Source organism: Verrucomicrobiota bacterium (assembly GCA_038744685.1).
GTDB lineage: Bacteria > Verrucomicrobiota > Verrucomicrobiia > Opitutales > Puniceicoccaceae > Puniceicoccus.
Map to the genome: position 1 here is coordinate 24,744 of JBCDMB010000026.1, position 19,090 is coordinate 43,833.

The window sequence follows — 19,090 nt, forward strand, 5'->3', positions numbered from 1 at the left end:
CAATCCCAGCTAGAAAGCCGAGGGTAAGGCCAACTACAGGCATGGCTAAAAGAAACAGAACGAATATTCTAAGATGTTCTCGTATAAGAATAATTTTCATTTGAAAGAATTGCCTGTAAACGAATTACTATTTCCCCAATTACCGCCAAATTCGAAGCCATTGAATCCGTAGCTTTGTGCACTTACGGGAGAGTGGAAAAAATTAGAACCGCTCGATACTAGACTACTGGCAGCAGTGCCTACCACCTGGCCTATAGTTGGGAACGAAGAGGAGTTGGAGAGTTCCAATTGGCCTGATAATATCAAACTTTTAGCTAAGCCTGTTGCTCGGGTTTTAGTTAATGCTGAGAATACAGAGGTTACACCTTCCCCAGTGAGAGATCCAAGACCGCTAAAAGTAAAACCCAATGCTGCACTTCCCAGAACGCTCTGCTGGTCGGCTTCACTCCTGAATTGATTACGAATACCAGTGTTTACTGCCGACAAGCCTCCGCCAATGCCGGCATTCGCGAGTGTCCGAGCCCCTAATTTGCCAGCAGCACTAAAAGATGTTCTCGCAATATTTTTGGCAACTACCTGCGAAAGTCCTGCACCTGTGGCTCCTAGGGCAGCACTTCCAACAATTGAAATTATATTCACTTCACTTAGGGTTCTACGTTCGATTACGAGCTGCCCAAATAAGTCTGCAAAACCACCGATTATTGCACCGATAATTGCCAACTCCCCATCCGGATCGACATACATCAACGGGCTATTGTTCGCATACGCATACCAGTTGAGTCCTCCGTCGAAGCGGATGGGATCGCTGTTTATAAAACGCTGTAGTTCCGGTGAATAATACCGTGCGCGCATGTAGAGAAGTCCGTTTGTTTCCTGCTCGATCCCAAACTGACCCGCATAGAGATAGGGAGTATCCGTTGTTCCCATTCGATAAGTAATGGCTCCGAATGGCGAATATTCCATCCGGTCAGTGATCTCCCCTGAATCGTTGCTCAATGCTATGGTAGAACCTGACTGATCAAAGTGATAAGTAACGGTGGCATCGATCTCGTCTACTTCGTAGAGGAGACCGATCCCGTAAACGTAGTAGGTGAGCGAACCATCCGGCTTCTCTCTTATTAGCACACGGGGAAGGGCGTCGCCGTGTGGATCGATGACATAAGAGGTCGTGCCTATACCGTGGGTCTTCGCAACGCGGTTGTTTTCCGCATCGTACTGATAGGTGAGCCCGCCAACTCCCATCAGGCGGTTGCGTGCGTCAAACGCGTAGCTGACAAAGCTCTCTTCGGTCGGCAGAAATCCTGTAAAACTAAAGTCTCTTTATAGTGTTCGACGGTCCAATCCCATGCAATTCGTTCTGCTTCAGCAACCGGTCCCAACGGCACACCTGGTAAAGCTTCTTCAGGTAGGTTAAGCCACGAGAAACCGGTGGGTTCGAGCGAATTGAAACTGTCGTAATTAACGATGTTCCACTCAGTTGCGTATCCGGCCGGATATCCCGCTGCTCTCAGTAAGGCGACCAGCAGTGAGGCTTGGTCGTAATCGTTGCCTGCTCCTTCAAGTAGGGTGAGACGGGCCCCCCGCTTGCTGCCATAGTAGTGCTCGTAGGTGATCGAGTTAAAAACGAACTCGGTGATTTTTGCGGGATCGTTACCAAGCGAGTTGGCGAGGGCAGTGATTTCCGGGAAAATCTGGTCCGCCACGCCACTCGTAAGGCTCACAGCAGGAACGCTGACACTGAGAGCCGTGAAGACCTCAGGACCGGATGTAGAAACTTGAATCGCATCGATGATTTGATTCTCTGGATCGGAATAGTCGACACCGGATTCGAATTCCCAGTCTTGGGCGTTCACCAATTTGAGAGAGAGGAACAGCAAGAGTCCTGCGAGAGTATAGTCTCTGAGGGATTTCATAGGATTTTGGTAAAACTGTATGGAACTATTGCGCGGCCTCTACATTGCCCTCGGCGTCGTAGCTCAAGGTTCGTGGATTATCCTTCAGCTGGTGGGTCAGCAACCAACCGCGATCATCATAGGTGTATTGGTCCACCATAAAAACATGGTCTGCGGACTGGTCGATTGTTGGATCCGTCCGGGCTAGCCACTCGTATTTATCCAAGATTCCGTCGCCGTCATAGTCACCGCTCCCATCGCGGGATAGATCGCCAAAGTGGTATTGCTCCCAATAGTCCGGCAGTCCATCTGGTTCGCTGTCGGCAACGGTCTCAGCGGCGAAGATGTCGAAAGGGGGTCCTGCAACCAGTTCATCCCCATTACTGATGCCATCCTGATCCGCATCGAGAATGTAAGGGGGCGAGTTGGTATCGTCGGTGAAACTGAGGCGAAAAAAGAGGCGGTCAGCGGTCGTATCGAATTGAATCCCGGCTACATCGTCATCGCCGATGGTGGCATAACGAAACCAGCTCCAATCCATGAGGTCCGTCGATTGCTGAATAAAATAATAGTGATCAAGACGACTGAACCAACGGAGAGAGTAGGGCTTTGTGCCTCCCGGATCAATATGCTCAAGGACGAGGCCTTCGTTCAGGTCGTCCGAGGATTGCGCCGCTAGAATTGCCGGCGCGACGAGTCCTAGAAGCATAGAGTTTACTCGATTGTTCATGGGTTTGCCTTACCGGATTGGAGAGAAGTTTATGATTATGTCTTTCTCGACGGGGGGGTTTGCTTCTTTCCAACGCTTATGGGCGGCGGCTAGGGCCTCGCGGCGTTGGTAGAGAACTTTGAGTCGGTCCTCGTTTGCAGCATAGTATCGATGGAGTGCGTCCAGTTGCTCAAAAAGTTCTTCAGGAACGGCTTCTTCGCTTTTGGCGTACACGATATATTCTGGAGTCGTAGAAGAAAAGAGACTTGGGTCGGGTCCGGTTTTGGGTCGGTAGGTTGTTCCAAATAATCTGGCTCGCTCGCTCAAGTCCTGTTCTTGCTCCGAGTCGATGTTCCCGACCATCATCAAGGAACTCCAATGTGCAGCCTCATCCTCAAATGAAGCGAAGCCACTCAAGTAATTGAAATCAATGTTGCTGACGGCCTTAATCTGCCGGCCGGTTTCATCGCGATAGAGAATCTCGGAAATCTTTCGGTCGTAGACTGTAACCGAGAGTGATATAGTTCGATAGGGGCGTTCATCTAAGAACTCGTAGGGGAAAAGATCGCTTTCCCGCAAAGACCGGTTTTCAACTAAATCAGGCTTCAAGGGTGTTGGTCGGGCTAGAACCAGTGGACCTGCTGTCTCCCGTATGATCATTCGGGCAGACTTCTCCGGAGAGATCTTGTAGGTCGAAACGAACAAAGGCGTTTCGTTCAGAAGGGTCGACCGCTTCTCTGCTTCCCTATCAGCTCTCTCGGTCATCTTCCGCTCGACGATCAGGTCGGCCTCCGATTCGTTCAAATGGTGGTTTCCGGAGAGCGACGGATTTTCTCCTGCTAATTTAGATAAACTTACAAATATAGTTAAAAATATAATTATTGCTAATTTCTTAATAACGAACCTTGACAAACTAGGATTATGTCAACGGGTTTTGGCGTCAATGTTAATTTTACGGACTGTAGTCCGTTAACATCATCGCCCCGGGGGTGTATCCATGAAGGGTGCGTGTTGATCAAAAAGTTCTCGACAAGCTGGGGGAAAACATCAGGCGGGAGCGTGTAGCGGCAAAACTAACGCAGGAAAAGCTTTCCGAAAAAGTTGGAATGGATATTACCAATCTTCAACGAATCGAGTCTGGCCGCTACAATACCAAGGTCACGACACTCGTTCGTTTGAGAAATGTATTGGGAGTAGATTGGGAAGCACTCCTGCCGGATCAGTAAGCCTCTGAATCGAGGACGCCAAAGAGCGTTCACTGTAACTGTAAACCACTATCGGGGTGCATCCGTATACCTGAGGCCTCACAAACAGTCCTAGGAACGAAAATCTCTGCCCGCATATCGAAGGATGAATCAACTTCTCGCTATTCAAACGATCTTTCCCAATGCTGACTCCTAGAAGCTAGAAAACACTCGTCCGCATCCATGCCCTCTTCTTCCAGAGTCCGCCTTGATCAATTGCTGCTGACCCGTGGATATTGCGAGAGCCGCAACCAGGCCAGAGGGCTCATCCTTGCCGGCAAAGTTCGGAGCGGCACGACCATTCTGGATAAACCCGGGAAGGAGATTCCAATGGATGCAGAATTGGAAGTCGAGACGCCTCCCCGTTTCGTCAGTCGCGCTGGTGAGAAACTCGCCGGGTTTCTTGACGAATTTGGCTACGATCCATCCGGCAAGACGGTACTCGACGTAGGTGCTTCAACTGGAGGTTTCACCGACTGCCTTCTCCAGCGGGGAGCCGTTCACTCCACCTGCGTGGACGTAGGCCGGGCCCAGCTCCACCAGAAAATTAGGAGTGACTCGCGAGTATCCAATTTTGAACGACTGCATGCAGCAAAGCTTCCGGATACCAGACTTCCCTACCCAACATACGACTGGATCGTTATGGACCTCTCCTTTATCTCGCTTCGCAAGGTCCTACCTTCTGTCTGGCCCCGGTTGGATACGGAGGGGCTCTTGATTGCCCTCGTAAAACCGCAATTTGAGGCTACACGCAGCGAAGCGGATGCGGGAAAGGGAATCATTCGAGATCCCGGGATACGCGAGCGGGTGCTTAGCGAGGTCGTCGGATTTGCAGTTGATCACCTCGAAGGATGCCAAATACTCCAAAAAGTGGAATCAAAACTTCCCGGGACGGATGGCAACGTCGAATATCTGGCTTCTTTCTGCCACCGATGAAAGTCTCACCTTCGGGTAAATTCACAGGAATGGCAGGCAAAGCCAGCACCGAAAGACGTAGCCCACGCATTGAGCGGCCCGCTCTTTGTATTCTCTAGGAAACGTTCGAGCGCAAACAACACGGAGGGACTACTCATGTTTCCAAATTCCGCGAGAATCGATCGGGAATGACTTAAATCGGGAGATCCCAAGGCTTTCTCCACCTCGTCTAGGACATCGCGCCCACCCGCATGAGAGAGAATATCGACATTGTCGTTCATCCTACTATCGAAGAGTGTCTTCACTGCGGTCGCAGCCTTTTCTGGAACTGATCGATGCAAGCGATTCCGAAGTTTGCCTTCCGCATTTTCGAACCGTAAGAGATCACGGTCCTCCGGAACGTGAAGAGTGTCAAAATGGCTGCAGTGGACCGCCTCTCCGTTTAAACCTGAAGGAGACCCCTTCCATACCGACGCTGCTGCCCCATCGCCAAACAAGCAAAGACTAATCAAAACCCCGGGATCATCATCCAGGTAAAATGCAGCCGAGCAAATTTCGACAGCCACGCAAGCTATCGTCAGTTCCGGATCGGTCTTGGCTAGTGCATGTGCCTGCCTCAATAGCGGTATCGCAGCGCCGCATCCCAGTCCAACCACATCAGAAAGAAAGACATCCGAGCGCATCCCCATTTCTTCTGCCACGTAGCTGGAAACGCCCGGACACAGGTAACCCGTGCAAGTGCAGATGAGCAAAGCGTCGACGTCTTGCGGCTTCACATAAGACCGTCTCAATGCCGAATCCAGAGCGGTTGTTGCCAAGCGGGGAGCCTCTCTCTCGAATCCCCGATTCAATTCCTCGGCATCCAGGTCAAACAGCCTCTCTACTTGAGGCATCGCGAAATGGCGTGTTCCTATTCCGTTGTCGCCGGTAAGAACTTTCTCCAAAAGCCGCTTAGACCGGTCTTTTAGAGGTTTGAACTGTTCGCTGGCCTGCAAAATTTCCCAACAGTCCGCTTGGGAGAAGCGAGCTTCCGGAGTCTGGCATGAGATTCCCTGCAAATACACTCTCTGCACATCGCACAAATCTCAGAAAATCACAAACTTCGGTTATCCTCGAAAGCAACCAAGAGACGGTTCCGGAAGTTTTTGTTGGATTCTCCGAACTGGAGCACTACGGTTTCCTTCGATGAACCTCAAACTGCTTTCGGCTCTGGCATTTTTGCATGTGGTTGGTGTAGCCCTCTCCGCGCAGAATGAGACTATTGAGCAAAAGATCGAAGAGTTTGCTCCGAATTTTACCCTGACTGAGCAAGTACTCGCATTTGGTGGCAGCCCAGAAGCAGCGGAGCGGGCCGCAATGATCCGTGCCTGGGAAATCGCGCGGGAGGGCGTTTTCAAAGTGAAAAACGTCGGCCTCTCCAAGGCTGACGGTGAGGACTACTGTGTTCTAACGATTCAGCACCGGGTTTATCAACCGCCAGACACCAATAAGGTCGGTGAGATGGTAGTCGGTTATGGCCGCGACCCCCGACAGGCACTTGCAAACGCCTACACCAAAGCCATGCAGCGGATCCGAGACAACCCTCGATCCCGTCCGAATCTTACCCGTTCAACACTTCCTTTTCGTTCATCTGGCATCATGCCAATGCCTAAAGATAAAGAACGGGACTTTATCGACACCAGCATACGTTTTTGGGGAAAAGGGAGCGACTGGCGCTGTTATTTCAAGTTCGATTACCTCGAAATGAAGTAATCCCCTGGAGGACCCTCCATCCAAACCGCTCTCGACGCCTAACTCTCAAACCTGCATCCCTACCACGGAAGCTGGGTTGACCTTTTACAAGGCACTCGCCTCTAATTGATGGAAACATGGTTACTCTGGAAGATCCTCTCTATCGCCGGGTAAGGGCGCATGCCGAGTCACGGATCAACTTTTTAGGGGACGACATTCCTGAGAGAGCGGTTCGCACCGAAGCATACCGCAATTTTTTCCGCCTAGAGCAGTGCATGGTGGAACGTTACCATCGTAAAGGGGACTCTGGTCTCCGGGTCGCCCGAGCAAACGCTATCATCTACGATGTGCTCATGGAAATGATTTTTAAGGCGGCTGAGGTTGTGGTCTCTCATTCCATTAGCGGTTGGACAAATCGAGTTTCTCTACTCGCCCTTGGTGGGTATGGACGAGGTGAAATGTGCCCGTACAGCGACGTCGATATTCTTATTTTATATCCTAGCAAAGCGGAGGCCCCAAACCTCAGCGAGTTCGAGAAACTCTTTACAGAGGAAATGCTCTACCCGCTCTGGGACCTCGGATTTACCGTAGGGCACTCCAGTAGGAACGTCAAACAAGTGCTCGAAGAAGCGGCCGCAGAACCAAAATCAAAGAATGCGCTGCTTGAGTGCCGCTTTATCTGCGGGAATCCTGATCCTTATCGGCAGTTTCTAAAAAAATTTCGACCAACCTACCACCATAAGGCTCCACTGGAGTACATCGACTCTCAAATCCGTGTTCAAAGGGAGAGAAGGAAGAAGTCGGGCGATTCTATCTACATGCAGGAACCGGATATCAAGAACGGTGTCGGTGGCCTTCGTGACTACCAAAACGCGCTTTGGATGAGCCGCATCAAATTCGATGGCGGAGATCTTCGGACACTGCTCAGAAACGGTATCCTTTCAGAGGAAAGAGCATCTGCATTCCGCGAATCCTACAGCTTTCTTCTCCGTGTGAGAATAGACCTCCACTTTTTAGCGAAACGCGCAACCGATGTGCTCACCCTCGAGAGGCAGCCAACCGTTGCTGAGCGCCTTGGCTATCCGCAAACCGATATATTTGAACGAGTCGAAGCGTTCATGAAAGACTACTATGCCCACGCAAAAAACATACTTCGAACAGCATCCCTCGTCGAAGATAGAATTCTAAGGCGGAAACTCCCGATTCGGTCTGATCGATTCCGCCTGAAGGATGTTATTGCTTCGCGTAAGTATATCCGTGCAGAGAGGATCGACGGTTTTCTACTCAAAGAGGACACCCTATTCTACGAATCAAAAAACGTCTTCGATCAAGATTCTATTCGATTGGTCAAAGTGTTTCGGATCGCCCAAGAAAGAGGTGCTACCCTACACCCTGATCTGGAGGAGCTGATTGAGGACAAAGTGAATCTATTGATTACCGGAAACCACTGGCCGGAATCTCTCAGAAAGTGTTTCCAATCCATTCTCAGAGAAGCAGGCAGAGTTTACCCGACTCTGCTGAAAATGCATCAGTTGGGGGTCCTGGGCCGCCTCATTCCGGAATTCGGCCGCCTTACCTGCTTGGTTCAACACGAGTTTTTTCATCGCTACACTGCTGATATCCACACTCTAAACACCATCCGCCACCTCGACGAGGTGTTTCAGAAATCAGAGGAGCCATTCAACTACTATCTTAAGGCAATCCGAAAAACAGAAACTCCAACGCTGCTCTATCTGATCCTTTTACTCCATGATATTGGAAAGGCTGACGGCATCCGCGGGCACGACCGCCGAGGAGCAGAATTGGCAGGTCCGATTCTTGGCCGGATGGGTGTCCCAAGAAGCCTCCAACGTCAAATTTTGTTTATAATCGAGAACCATCTGGAAATGGCACGATTCTGGCAGAAGTTTGACCTCGATGACCCCGTCACGATTCAGTCATTCGCAGGTCTCATGGAAGAGGAGTCTCACCTCTGCTACCTTTACGTGCACACCTACTGCGACGCTCGAGGCACCGCTGAAGGCCTCTGGAACAGCTACAAACAGTCTCTTCACTCGATGCTCTACCTTAGAACCCTCGCCATCTTTACTGAGGAGAGGGATCCGGAGTTGGAAGAACAAAGGCTCCGTTCGATGGTAGAAGAAGACCTTTATTCGCGGCCGATAGCTTCCGAGCTTTCGAAAGACGAGCTGGACGCACACTTCAATCTGCTTCCGGATCGATACTTCGCCCACAATACTATTGGAGAAGTCGAGTTGCACCTCAGGATGGTGCATAAGCTGCTTACTCAAATCCAGTCAGCTGAATCCGTCGGAGCGTTGGCTCCGGTAATTGACTGGAAGAAGAACATGGAGTTGGGCCTCACCGTAGTAAACGTCGTCACGTGGGACCGCGCTGGCCTCTTTTACAAACTCGCTGGCGCTCTCAGTGTGTGCGGGCTAAACATCCTCAGCACAAAAGCAATTACCCGGACGGACCACATTGCTATCGACACTTTTTATGTTGTCGGCACGAAGGGCGAACCCGTCGGTGGAGATGAGCTTGAAAAGAAGTTTGAAGATCACGTCCGATCGGCATTGGTCGATGGCAAAGACCTAATGGAACTCATCGAAGTCGAGGCTCGAAAAAGCCGTTCGGGTTTCATGCCGAAACCAGCCACTCATCTACCAGTGCGCTTTGAACCTGTTGTTAATGTGTACCATGAGCTTTCGCTGAAAAGAACCATCATCGAGGTCCATGCTACCGATTCCGTTGGACTGCTCTACCAAATATCCAAGATCATTACCGAGCATGACTTCGACATTACCTTCGCGAGAATAGCTACCGAAAACGGTGTTGCGAACGACACTTTCTATATCGAAAGCATCAAGCCTAACGAACAAATCGATAACGAGAACCTTCTCGCGCTGCGACAGGTTCTTGCAGAGGCAGTTAAGAATACAGAAGCTAAGGCAAGCTAGGGCGAGAAACACTCGGTCGCGCTAGTCTCCGGTATTCGAAGGACTATCGTCTGCCGCACTCCAGATTTCTTTTAAAGATTGGCCTGCCTGGGTCCATGCTTCGGCGATCTCCTTCTTCACCTCAGGCCATTGCGCGGCAGTGGCATTGGAAACACGCTGGCTTGCATCGACAATTTCATCACGGGCCTTTTTCAGACCTTCGATACCCTCGTCCATTTTCGCTTTTGCCTTTCCGGTCAGCTCAGCAGCTTTCGATTGAGCAGCATCTATTTGGTCTTTCATCAGGGCCGACGCATTCTCGAGAGACGCCTTCACTTTCGCAGTATTTTCAACTGTCGACTCCTCGATCGAATCCCAAGTATCAATCATCCAATAGCCCGCGTCTCTGGTCCAATCCGAAGCTGTATCTCCGGCTGATTGGACAGCTGCAGCTGCACTCTCCACTGTGGGGCTTTCTGCTCCCTCGCCATCCTGTCGGTCATTTGCGCAGGAAACGAAAACTACAGGGAACAGTAGAATAAGAGGCCGTAAAATCTTCATGTCTTTGAAAATGTCAGATTAGCAACGTCTCGAAAAGCCCGTATTTACGCCTTCCAGTTCAGGATACGGCTTACCCTACGTTAGGCTGTCGATCCAACCTAGAGGATTGATGAGAATTTTTTAGAATGGAAAAACGGACAACTTCACCACCTGCGCAAGAGGACAAACTCTTCCCGGGAGCCTAATAAAGCCGCGACTCTACCAAACGACAAAATCCCATCTCTTCTCCACCCACTTGAGTGGAGCCAGTCTTAGGATGCAACCGCTCTCTAGTTCGGAAATGGATGAAGCCGCCGAACCATACGGTTCCCCAATCTCCTAACAAAAACGGCCGTTGTGAGTCCCTCAGCAATCTTCGGAGCGAGTGCTTTCGTGGCGGCTGCTCCAGTTTCAGCCGAAACCTGTGCGGTAAGACTATCGACAAGGTCGGAACTAACGTCTTCTACGACCACTGCAAGGAACGTGCTTAGAAAGGTGTCGAATGCAAAAGCAACTGCGACCGATTGATCCGGTCTGATTCCGTGGATCTTCAGAACTTCGTGAGCCGACTGGATCGCACCGTTGAACGCCACTATTGCATCCAAAATTCGCCAGGGGGAAAGAGCTGCACTCGCCCCAGCAGTCAGTGCAATCTGCCTTACTTTTCTGCGCGCCTCTATTCCCAAAGGTCCTAGAACCAATCGGTTGTAATCATTGAGCCACTCGCCCGCTGGATGAGACCTTGCCTCACTTTCCAGCCGGTCGAGGAGGTGTTCTATGTCGACACCCTCCGGTAGACCCTGATTCCGCAGATAGTCTAACTGCTTCAATAGCTGATCCCTGATCGCCTCCTTTCTCCCGCCTGACAACTGATTCAATTCTCCCGGCTCTAACCTATCGATAATCGGCATCCGTCGAATAGACCATAGGATCCTAAGCAGCCGGTAAACTGCATAGATCACTAGTGCGAAAAGCACCCCAAGCACCGGCCAGCCCACCCAAGCAGGCCATGTAAGAAGTAAGTTGATTGTTTGGACAAATTCCAGTGCGAGGAAAAAAAACAAAACCCCAAAACCAACCACAAGGAGTCCGCCTAGAGCTCTTCGAAAAACAGTCCGCCTACCATTTGATTGAAGAGGCCTCCCTACAGCTTCTGAGGAAATCCCTGGAGTGGAATTGTCAACTTCCTCCTCATTGAAGGGGGGTGGGACAACAGTCCGTCCTGAGGTCGCTCCTTCCAGGAGCTCACCGGGCATTGGCCAGTGTCTTCTCAACTCGTTGACCCGCCTCCTACCGGCCTCTTCTACTTCTCGTAAGTGAGGTAGTCGTAAGAAGTCTCCCTACTCCAAACATAAAGGGAATTGATCCCCTCTCGAAGGCTGTCAGCAACTTCGCTCAAAGAGGTCACCTTGTCTCTGTTAATCTCCACGATAACCATCCCTTCTTCAAAGTCTTGGTTCCGTGGAGTCACACGCTCAATCCGGGCGATGAGAACCCCTTCTACCGAAGACGGGATTGAATACTCAGACCTGAGTTCATCGGTTAACTCTTCTAATACAAGATATTCAATTGCACTACCTTCCTCGCCCTGTCGAGGAGTCGATGCCATTCGCTCTCCCAGAGAGCCGAGGGTTACCTCTTTTGTAATTTCATTTCCATCACGAATGATCTTGAGACTCACGGTTTCTCCAGGAGGAGTTTGCGCGATCGCAATCCGTAGCTCTGCGCCAGAGTCGATGAAGCGTCCGTCTACTTCGGTAATGATGTCGCGATGTTCGATGCCAGCGGCTTTTGCTGCACCTTCAGGCTCAACTTGACGAACAAGTGCCCCTTTCGTAGAGGAAAGGCCCCAAGCCTCAGCCAGCTCTGGTGTCAGGTCTCCCGGAACAACCCCCAAGAAACCGCGTGGCACCTCTCCTTGCTCGATTAGACTTTCCATCACATAACGGACAAGGCTGGAAGGTATCGCCAAACCGATTCCGATATTCCCGCCGGTTCTGGAAATGATTGCCGTGTTGATTCCAATCAACCGCCCGTTTGCATCCACCAGCGCCCCACCAGAATTGCCCATGTTGATCGCAGCATCGGTCTGGATAAAATCTTCATAGCCTTGAAAACCGAGAATGCCGATGTTTGTGCGGCCAAGTGCAGACACCAGTCCCTGAGTCACTGTCAGGCCAACCCGCAAGGGATTGCCGATAGCAAAACAAACATCACCCACCCTCAACAAGTCGCTGTCGGCAATTGTCAGTGCGGGAAGCTCCTCGTCGACATCTATTTTTAGCACCGCGACATCTGTTCGCTCGTCGCTTCCAACAAGCTCAGCGGTAAACTCCCTTCCGTCGATCAACTGGACGATAATCTCATCCGCCAGCTCATCAGATCGACCCACTCTGACTACGTGGTTGTTGGTGATAACGTATCCGTCGGAGGATACAATGACTCCGGAACCCATCCCAACGGCTTGACGCCTCTCGTCCTGATCGTCGCCATCATCAGGTTCTTGCGCAGGCGGCAAACCAAACAAGCGCCTCATGTAGTCCTCTTGAGACAGCCCCCGTCGTCCAGAGACTACCTCTGTCGTTACCACTCCCACCACGGACGGTGTAGCCTGTTCGAGAACGTCGGCATAGCTCACAGGCTGGCCGTTAGCCAACTCGCTGACTGGATTCTCGTCTACAAGGAGTGTCGGTAACTCTCTCGCTTCGTCGCTTCGTTCTCCGTTTTCATCAGCACCAACCCAAATAGCTGTGCCTGCAAAAAGACCAATTGTAGCCAGAATCAACGAATACCTAACAGATTTTTGAACCGTCATGACCCCTTATACGGTGCAAATCGCTTTAAGGAACGCAAATGGGAATCTACCTTCTCTCGATAAGCGATGAAACGAGAACCCGAGCGTAAAACCAATTGTTTTCCAAGAATACACCTCTTTATTGCCAATTCGCTACTTAAAGAGAACAAACTCGGGAATCGAAATCGGGTCTCGAGCGCTTTCGATAGCGATACCGATTTCGACTTCGATTTTTGCGATAATGCTTTCTATGCGGCGCGGTTTAATAAACCGTGACATTCAAAACCCGATCAAATATCCCTTCTGAATGACCGGTAAAGCCGTTCCGAGCCTCCAGACCACCCCATGATTTCGGAACCAAATACCCCTTCCACATCAGATTCTGAGAGAGATTCGCGAATCTTAAAGAGCTACTGGCGGAAAAACCTCGGCTTGATGCTGGTTCTTCTACTGATCTGGGCGGGCGTGAGTCTCGGCTGCGGAATACTTTTCGCCGACTCCCTCAACCAATACTACCTTCCCATGACCGGATATCCACTCGGCTTCTGGTTTGCTCAGCAAGGAAGCATTATAGTCTTCGTTCTCCTGATTCTGATCTATGCATTGGCGATGAACCAATTAGACAAAGCCCATCAAAAGAGCAGGACGTCTGGTAAAGACACTCCCTCATGACAGTTCAGGGCTGGACCTATCTTTTCGTGGGGCTCACTTTTGCGCTCTACCTCGGAATCGCATGGTGGAGTCGAGTCCGCGATACCAAGGGTTTCTACGTTGCCGGACGTGGGGTTCCTGCAGCCGCTAATGGAATGGCTACAGCAGCGGACTGGATGAGTGCTGCCTCATTCATCTCGATGGCAGGCCTTGTCTCGACCATGGGTTATGCTGGTGGCGTGTACCTGATGGGGTGGACTGGTGGTTTTGTGCTTCTGGCCCTTCTTCTCGCTCCTTACCTTCGCAAGTTCGGCCATTTCACCGTGCCGGATTTCATGGGCGACCGCTACGATTCGAAACTGGTTCGGATAGTCGCCGTGATCTGCGCTCTTTTCATCAGCTTTACGTACGTGGCGGGTCAGATGCGTGGTGTCGGCGTTGTCTTTTCCCGATTTCTTGAGGTCGACGTCAACGTCGGAGTCGTCGTCGGTATGGTCATCGTTTTTGTTTACGCAACGCTGGGCGGGATGAAGGGAATCACCTGGACTCAGGTAGCGCAGTACTGGGTCCTCATCACTGCCTTTCTCGTCCCCGCAATTGCGATTTCCATTAAGCTGACGGACACCGGCATCCCTCAAATTGGACTCGGGTCTGAGATCAAAGAAACAACCGTCAGTCTTCTCGCCCGTTTGGATGGGATTCAGGAGGAATTTGGGTTTGGGCCTTATACCGAACCTTTCGTCGGAAAATGGGACAAGGTAAACGTCTTTTTCGTGGCGCTCGCTCTGATGGTTGGAACCGCCGGCCTGCCTCACGTAATCGTCCGATTCTACACGGTCAAAAGTCCAAAAGCTGCTCGCTGGAGTGGCTTTTGGGCACTTCTGTTTATCGCATTCCTCTACCTGACGGCACCTGCAATCGCTGGATTTGCACGATACTTCATGCTCGATTCCCTCAACAGTGCGAAGGAGGAACAGCTTCCGGACTGGTTTGAAAGCTGGGAGAAAACGGGCCTTATCCTGTGGTTTGATGACGGAGATGATGCCGTTCGCTACAGCGCTGGAGATAGAAATGAAATTTTCCGGGCTGGTTCCATTTCAGGTCCGGAGCTAGCCAGAATTAGCCGGAACCACCAGCAATGGATCGAGTCCAAGGGAGAGCGCGGAACCGACGCGAGAACACTGCTGACCGAGGAAGGGCTCAGTGGCCCGGATCGGGACATCATCGTTCTTGCGACTCCTGAAATGGCAGAGTTATCCAATTGGATCATTGCTTTTGTAGCTGCGGGTGGTCTTGCGGCTGCACTGTCAACGGCCAGTGGCCTACTACTCGTCATTTCTTCCAGTGTAGCCCACGACCTGTATTACAAGATTCTCAATCCTTCTGCTTCGGAAAAACAAAGACTTTTAGTCGGGCGGGGCACTATTGGACTTGCAGTGGTTGTTGCGGGACTGTTCGGGATCTACCCTCCCGGATTTGTGGGCCAGGTGGTTGCGTTCGCATTCGGCTTTGCCGCAGCGAGCTTTTTTCCCGTCATCGTGCTCGGCATCTTTTGGAAGCGGGTCGGGACGATACCCGCTCTATGCGGAATGGTCGCTGGAATCGGAGTGACTGCGTACTACGTAGTTGGAGTCGTCTTTTTCGGAATGGATAAGTGGACCCTTGGGCTAAGCGCCCAAGGTATTGATCCTCAAGGCGTGGGAACTTTCGGCATGGTGGTTAATCTCGTGGTTACCGTGGCCCTGACACCTCTTTTCCCGGCACCGTCGAAAAAAGTCCAAGCTCTCGTCGACCGAGTTCGTGAGCCGGAAGGGTGGTCGCCACCGATCAACATCGACGAAAGCACCAAACAGTAGGGAACAAGACAGCGAACGCTAAACTTTTAACTTCCAACACAAAACGTCGAAGGAAGATGACTTTTGTTCAAAGTTGGACGTTTAGAGTTTGACGTTCAACGTTCGATATCCGATCGCGCGGATTTTCCCAGCAACGGAACCAGTAAAACTGTTCCCGCGACCGCCGCCACGGATGCCACCGTGGTCACCATACCGTAACTGTATTCCTGTGCAATGAATCCACCGACGACCGCTGCTCCCACGCTAGCGACAGCCATAGCCGCGTTAAAGATCCCCATGGCAGCCCCCTGGGAGAACTCGGCCAATTCGCCAGCAAGAGCGGAGCCACCCACGATCAATGGCGACCAGGCAATCGGTAAAATCCCAAAGGAAAGGGGCACGAGTATCATCTGCAGGACCGATGGCGCCGGGATGAGCAGGACCAGTGAAACGTTGGAGATGATGAGACCAATTGCTCCTACCAGGACGACCCGGGAACTCCCGATTTTCTCTGACCAAGAACCAGACGGAGCGTAAAGAAAAATCCCGATAGTGGCCGCGATTCCATAACAAAGGGATGATTGTGCAGCAGTAATCCCGTAGTTGGATTTCATCATGAGCGGGAGAAAATTCATGATCATCCAGAACCCTATCATTAGAAAGAACCAGCTGGTGATCCACAAGACGTACTTGCTGAAAAGCTTACTCAGGCCACCGAAGAAGCCGTCCAAGGAAAAGTGCTCGTAGTGGCGAACAACACACGCTGGCGAGATAGCAGGACCCATGGTCGGTTTGCGATGATGAACCTTCTGTTCCCGTCTCACTTCACCCTTGTTTTTGCCTTTCCCAACTGCAGGCAAACCCACTCGCGCAAGAAGGAGTCCTGGAATCATGAGGATTGCGCAAAGCACCATTCCGAAAGCAGTAAAGGACTGAAGAAGTGCTGCTAGTAATAAACCCATAGCTTGCCCGGTTCCATAAAACGTCTGAAGCCATCCCAGATGCCTATCCCACTCATCGTGAGGGCGAAATTCAACGATGTAGCTAAATGCAGTGGTATTTGTCATACCGGCACCAATTCCTAGCAGAAGCGCACACATCACCCAGAGACGAGTCGAATCCACAAAGACGAATCCAGCTGATCCAGCTGCAATCAGAACAAAGCCTCCGAGAAAAAACCCCGCAAACCATTGCGTCTTATCGGCAATCTTCCCTACCAGTGGCGAGAACACCTGCCCAAAATAAAATGCACCCACGACCAGACCGACAGCAGAAGGAGACCCATTTCGCGCAACAAGGATCGGGATAAGAATTGGCATCATCCCAAGAATAACCGCCCCTTGAAACAGATAGCCCCAAAACCAAGGATCGGTGTTGGCCTGCTCCTCTTTCCCAAGGCGAATGGCAAGTTTCCTGGCAAGCCTGGACACAGCGCAATCGTGGGTGAGTTGGCAGAGACGTGAAAGAAGAAAAACCGTTTGCACTTTTTCGTGGAACCCGTGTTCTCGAAATCCCTCCGCCCGAAGCCGCTCGAGGCAAATTTTCAGTCTTGATCGCGACTCCAATCACCCTCGAGTTCATCCGCCTCACTTGCAAATCCTTCCAAAGTAGGCTTTTCTCGCCACCTTGGTACTCTCTTGATTCACCCAAACCCCACCCAAATGAAAAGACTGTGTCCTCTAATTACCCTCCTCGCTTCTGGAATGCTCTTTACGCTCTCCGGGCAAGATAAGCCAAATATCGTCGTCATCTGGGGAGATGATATTGGTCAGTCGAACATCAGCGCCTATACCAAAGGCTTGATGGGCTACCACACTCCCAACATTGACCGGATCGCAAAGGAAGGGATTATCTTCACTGACTATTATGGCGAGCAGTCTTGCACTGCTGGCCGTTCTTCTTTCATCACCGGCCAAAGTGTTTTTAGGACCGGCCTTTCAAAGGTGGGTCTTCCGGGCGCGAAAGAAGGAATGATGGCCGAGGACCCAACGATTGCGGTAATCCTGAAGGACCTCGGCTACGCAACCGGACAATTCGGTAAAAACCATTTGGGGGATCGTGACGAGCATCTTCCGACCAACCACGGCTTCGACGAATTTCTCGGAAACCTCTACCACCTCAATGCGGAAGAAGAGCCGGAGAACGAAGATTACCCGGGCGACTTTATTCTCAGGGATGGCAGGACCTTCTTGGAGGCCTACGGTCCACGAGGTGTCATCAAATCTTCGGCAAACGGCTCTATCGAGGATACCGGTGCCCTCACCAAGGAGAGGATGGAAACCATCGATGATGAAACCGTTGCTGCAGCCCTTGATTTTATGGAACGCAAAGCGTCCACCGATGCACCGTTTTTCCTTTGGTGGAACGGCACCCGGATGCACTTTCGCACCCATGTCAGTGAAGAGAAAATGGCCGCGATCAAGGAAAGGTATCCTTACGCAGATGAATACACGATGGGCATGATCGAACACGACATGCACGTTGGTGAGATCCTCGACAAGATCGATGAGCTTGGTATCGCCGACAACACCCTTGTCTTCTACTCCACCGACAACGGCCCGCACTACAATACTTGGCCGGACGCAGCGGCCACTCCGTTTCGCGGTGAGAAAAACACCAATTGGGAAGGTGGATGGAGAGTTCCTTCCATGGTGCGTTTTCCCGGCACTATTGAGCCCGGGTCTGTGTCCAACGGAATCGTCCATCACATGGATTGGCTGCCGACCTTCGCAGCGATTGCCGGAGATCCAAGCATCAAGGAACAATTGAAAGGGGGATACACCTCTCCAGAACTGGGTCGCAACTACAAGGTTCACTTGGATGGCTACAACATCCTGGATCATCTCAAAGACCCGCAAGGAGTAGAGAGTCCTCGAAAAGATATATTTTACTTCTCGGACGACGGTGATATGACTGCCCTTCGTTATGGTCCGTGGAAGTTGATTTTCATGGAGCAGAAAACGGACGGAACATTCCGAACATGGATGGAGCCCTTCACACCGCTCCGCGTTCCTTTGATTTTTAACTTGCGCCGTGACCCATACGAGCGCGCGGAAATTACTTCGAACACCTACTACGACTGGTTGCTCGACCGTGCGTACCTCCTTGTACCCGCTCAGGTATACGTCGCTCAGTTTATTGAAACCTTCAAAGAGTTCCCCCCCAGGCAAAAAGCTGCAAGCTTCAACCTGGAGCAGGTCATGGAGATGCTCGAGAAACCCGTTGGAAATCCCTAAGTCCGACGCCATTTCACAGAGCCTCTATGACAGTCCGTCGCGGCTCGCTCGAACACCTCTTCATTGACCCCAGGAAAGCTATGAACCCTATCAAACTTCTGTTGCCCCTGATTTGGTTATCCGGCGGCGTATTCTCTGATCCACTTCCTTCTTGGAATAACGGCGAAACCAAAGAGGCGATTATCACTTTTGTTGATAGCGTTACAGACGAGAACTCAGAACTTTTCGTCCCAGTTGAAGACCGGATTGCGGTATTCGACAACGACGGCAACCTATGGGCGGAAAAGCCGGTCTACCCTCAAGTTTATTTTGCACTCGATCGAATCAAAGCCATGGCTCCCGATCATCCGGAGTGGCGAACACAGGAACCATATGCCTCGGTTCTTCGCGGCGATCTCCAAGGCCTTGCCTCCTCAGGAGAGGATGGCATCGTGGAAATCGTTGTAGCCAGCCACATGGGCATGACGACCAGTGAATTCGAAGAAATCGCACGAGAGTGGATTCAAACGGCGAGAAATCCTGAAACCGGGCTTTTGTTTACCGAAATGGTTTACCAGCCCATGCTCGAACTACTCGACTACCTGAGAGAAAACGATTTCGAGAC

The 19,090-nt window shown here is 51.3% G+C and carries 17 protein-coding genes; 8 read left to right on the forward strand and 9 right to left on the reverse strand.

All coding sequences use genetic code 11. The features are described 5' to 3' along the window. Nucleotides 1-96: 96 nt before the first annotated feature. Genes AAGJ81_13025 through AAGJ81_13040 form a run of 4 tightly spaced genes read right to left on the reverse strand, consistent with a single transcriptional unit; the run spans nucleotide 97 to nucleotide 3,405 of the window. On the reverse strand, nucleotides 97-1,242 hold the full coding sequence (locus AAGJ81_13025) for an RHS repeat-associated core domain-containing protein (protein ID MEM0967063.1): 1,146 nt from the start codon (nucleotides 1,240-1,242) through the stop codon (nucleotides 97-99). Then, nucleotides 1,242-1,913: a transglutaminase-like domain-containing protein gene (locus AAGJ81_13030; GenBank protein MEM0967064.1), complete on the reverse strand. Its 672-nt coding sequence runs from the start codon at nucleotides 1,911-1,913 to the stop codon at nucleotides 1,242-1,244. Before AAGJ81_13030 ends, AAGJ81_13025 begins: the two co-directional genes overlap by 1 nt. 25 nt (nucleotides 1,914-1,938) lie before the next feature. Next, on the reverse strand, nucleotides 1,939-2,622 hold the full coding sequence (locus AAGJ81_13035) for a hypothetical protein (protein ID MEM0967065.1): 684 nt from the start codon (nucleotides 2,620-2,622) through the stop codon (nucleotides 1,939-1,941). 9 nt (nucleotides 2,623-2,631) lie between these two features. Then, entirely contained in the window at nucleotides 2,632-3,405 is a 774-nt protein-coding gene (locus AAGJ81_13040; GenBank protein ID MEM0967066.1) for a hypothetical protein, read from the reverse strand. A gap of 200 nt (nucleotides 3,406-3,605) precedes the next feature. Here AAGJ81_13040 and AAGJ81_13045 point away from each other — a divergent pair, with 200 nt between their 5' ends. Together AAGJ81_13045 and AAGJ81_13050 are read left to right on the forward strand one after the other, a co-directional pair. Continuing rightward, complete coding sequence (locus AAGJ81_13045; GenBank protein MEM0967067.1) at nucleotides 3,606-3,827, forward strand: helix-turn-helix transcriptional regulator; 222 nt, start codon at nucleotides 3,606-3,608, stop codon at nucleotides 3,825-3,827. A 201-nt stretch (nucleotides 3,828-4,028) separates the two neighbouring features. Continuing rightward, nucleotides 4,029-4,781, forward strand: a complete 753-nt coding sequence (locus AAGJ81_13050; protein ID MEM0967068.1) for a TlyA family RNA methyltransferase — start codon at nucleotides 4,029-4,031, stop codon at nucleotides 4,779-4,781. 5 nt (nucleotides 4,782-4,786) lie between these two features. On the opposite strand, the gene AAGJ81_13055 is transcribed toward AAGJ81_13050, so the two are convergent. Beyond that, a complete protein-coding gene (locus AAGJ81_13055) occupies nucleotides 4,787-5,824 on the reverse strand; it encodes a stilbene synthase (GenBank protein ID MEM0967069.1) in 1,038 nt (345 codons plus the stop codon). 121 nt (nucleotides 5,825-5,945) lie between these two features. Between AAGJ81_13055 and AAGJ81_13060 the strand changes: the two genes are divergently transcribed. Next, nucleotides 5,946-6,512, forward strand: coding sequence for a hypothetical protein (locus tag AAGJ81_13060; protein MEM0967070.1), 567 nt, complete (start codon nucleotides 5,946-5,948; stop codon nucleotides 6,510-6,512). A 116-nt stretch (nucleotides 6,513-6,628) separates the two neighbouring features. Next, nucleotides 6,629-9,451, forward strand: coding sequence for a [protein-PII] uridylyltransferase (gene glnD / locus AAGJ81_13065; protein ID MEM0967071.1), 2,823 nt, complete (start codon nucleotides 6,629-6,631; stop codon nucleotides 9,449-9,451). 21 nt (nucleotides 9,452-9,472) lie between these two features. Here glnD and AAGJ81_13070 read toward each other — a convergent pair whose 3' ends face one another. The 3 genes from AAGJ81_13070 to AAGJ81_13080 form a co-directional block, all read right to left on the reverse strand. Then, entirely contained in the window at nucleotides 9,473-9,991 is a 519-nt protein-coding gene (locus tag AAGJ81_13070) for a hypothetical protein (GenBank protein MEM0967072.1), read from the reverse strand. A 269-nt stretch (nucleotides 9,992-10,260) separates the two neighbouring features. Then, nucleotides 10,261-11,226, reverse strand: coding sequence for a DUF697 domain-containing protein (locus AAGJ81_13075; protein MEM0967073.1), 966 nt, complete (start codon nucleotides 11,224-11,226; stop codon nucleotides 10,261-10,263). A gap of 47 nt (nucleotides 11,227-11,273) precedes the next feature. Next, a complete protein-coding gene (locus tag AAGJ81_13080) occupies nucleotides 11,274-12,785 on the reverse strand; it encodes a Do family serine endopeptidase (protein ID MEM0967074.1) in 1,512 nt (503 codons plus the stop codon). A gap of 324 nt (nucleotides 12,786-13,109) precedes the next feature. Between AAGJ81_13080 and AAGJ81_13085 the strand changes: the two genes are divergently transcribed. Both AAGJ81_13085 and AAGJ81_13090 read left to right on the forward strand, forming a co-directional pair. Continuing rightward, nucleotides 13,110-13,436, forward strand: a complete 327-nt coding sequence (locus AAGJ81_13085) for a DUF4212 domain-containing protein (protein MEM0967075.1) — start codon at nucleotides 13,110-13,112, stop codon at nucleotides 13,434-13,436. After that, a complete protein-coding gene (locus tag AAGJ81_13090) occupies nucleotides 13,433-15,271 on the forward strand; it encodes a sodium:solute symporter family protein (GenBank protein MEM0967076.1) in 1,839 nt (612 codons plus the stop codon). Before AAGJ81_13085 ends, AAGJ81_13090 begins: the two co-directional genes overlap by 4 nt. Before the next feature lie 95 nt (nucleotides 15,272-15,366). Here the strand turns inward: AAGJ81_13090 and AAGJ81_13095 are convergent, their stop codons facing one another. After that, entirely contained in the window at nucleotides 15,367-16,680 is a 1,314-nt protein-coding gene (locus AAGJ81_13095; protein ID MEM0967077.1) for an MFS transporter, read from the reverse strand. 273 nt (nucleotides 16,681-16,953) lie between these two features. On the opposite strand from AAGJ81_13095, the gene AAGJ81_13100 reads away from it, so the two are divergent. Next, entirely contained in the window at nucleotides 16,954-18,486 is a 1,533-nt protein-coding gene (locus AAGJ81_13100; GenBank protein MEM0967078.1) for an arylsulfatase, read from the forward strand. An 80-nt stretch (nucleotides 18,487-18,566) separates the two neighbouring features. Beyond that, nucleotides 18,567-19,090, forward strand: a 524-nt coding sequence (locus tag AAGJ81_13105; protein MEM0967079.1) for a haloacid dehalogenase-like hydrolase, incomplete at its 3' end; no start/stop codon positions are given.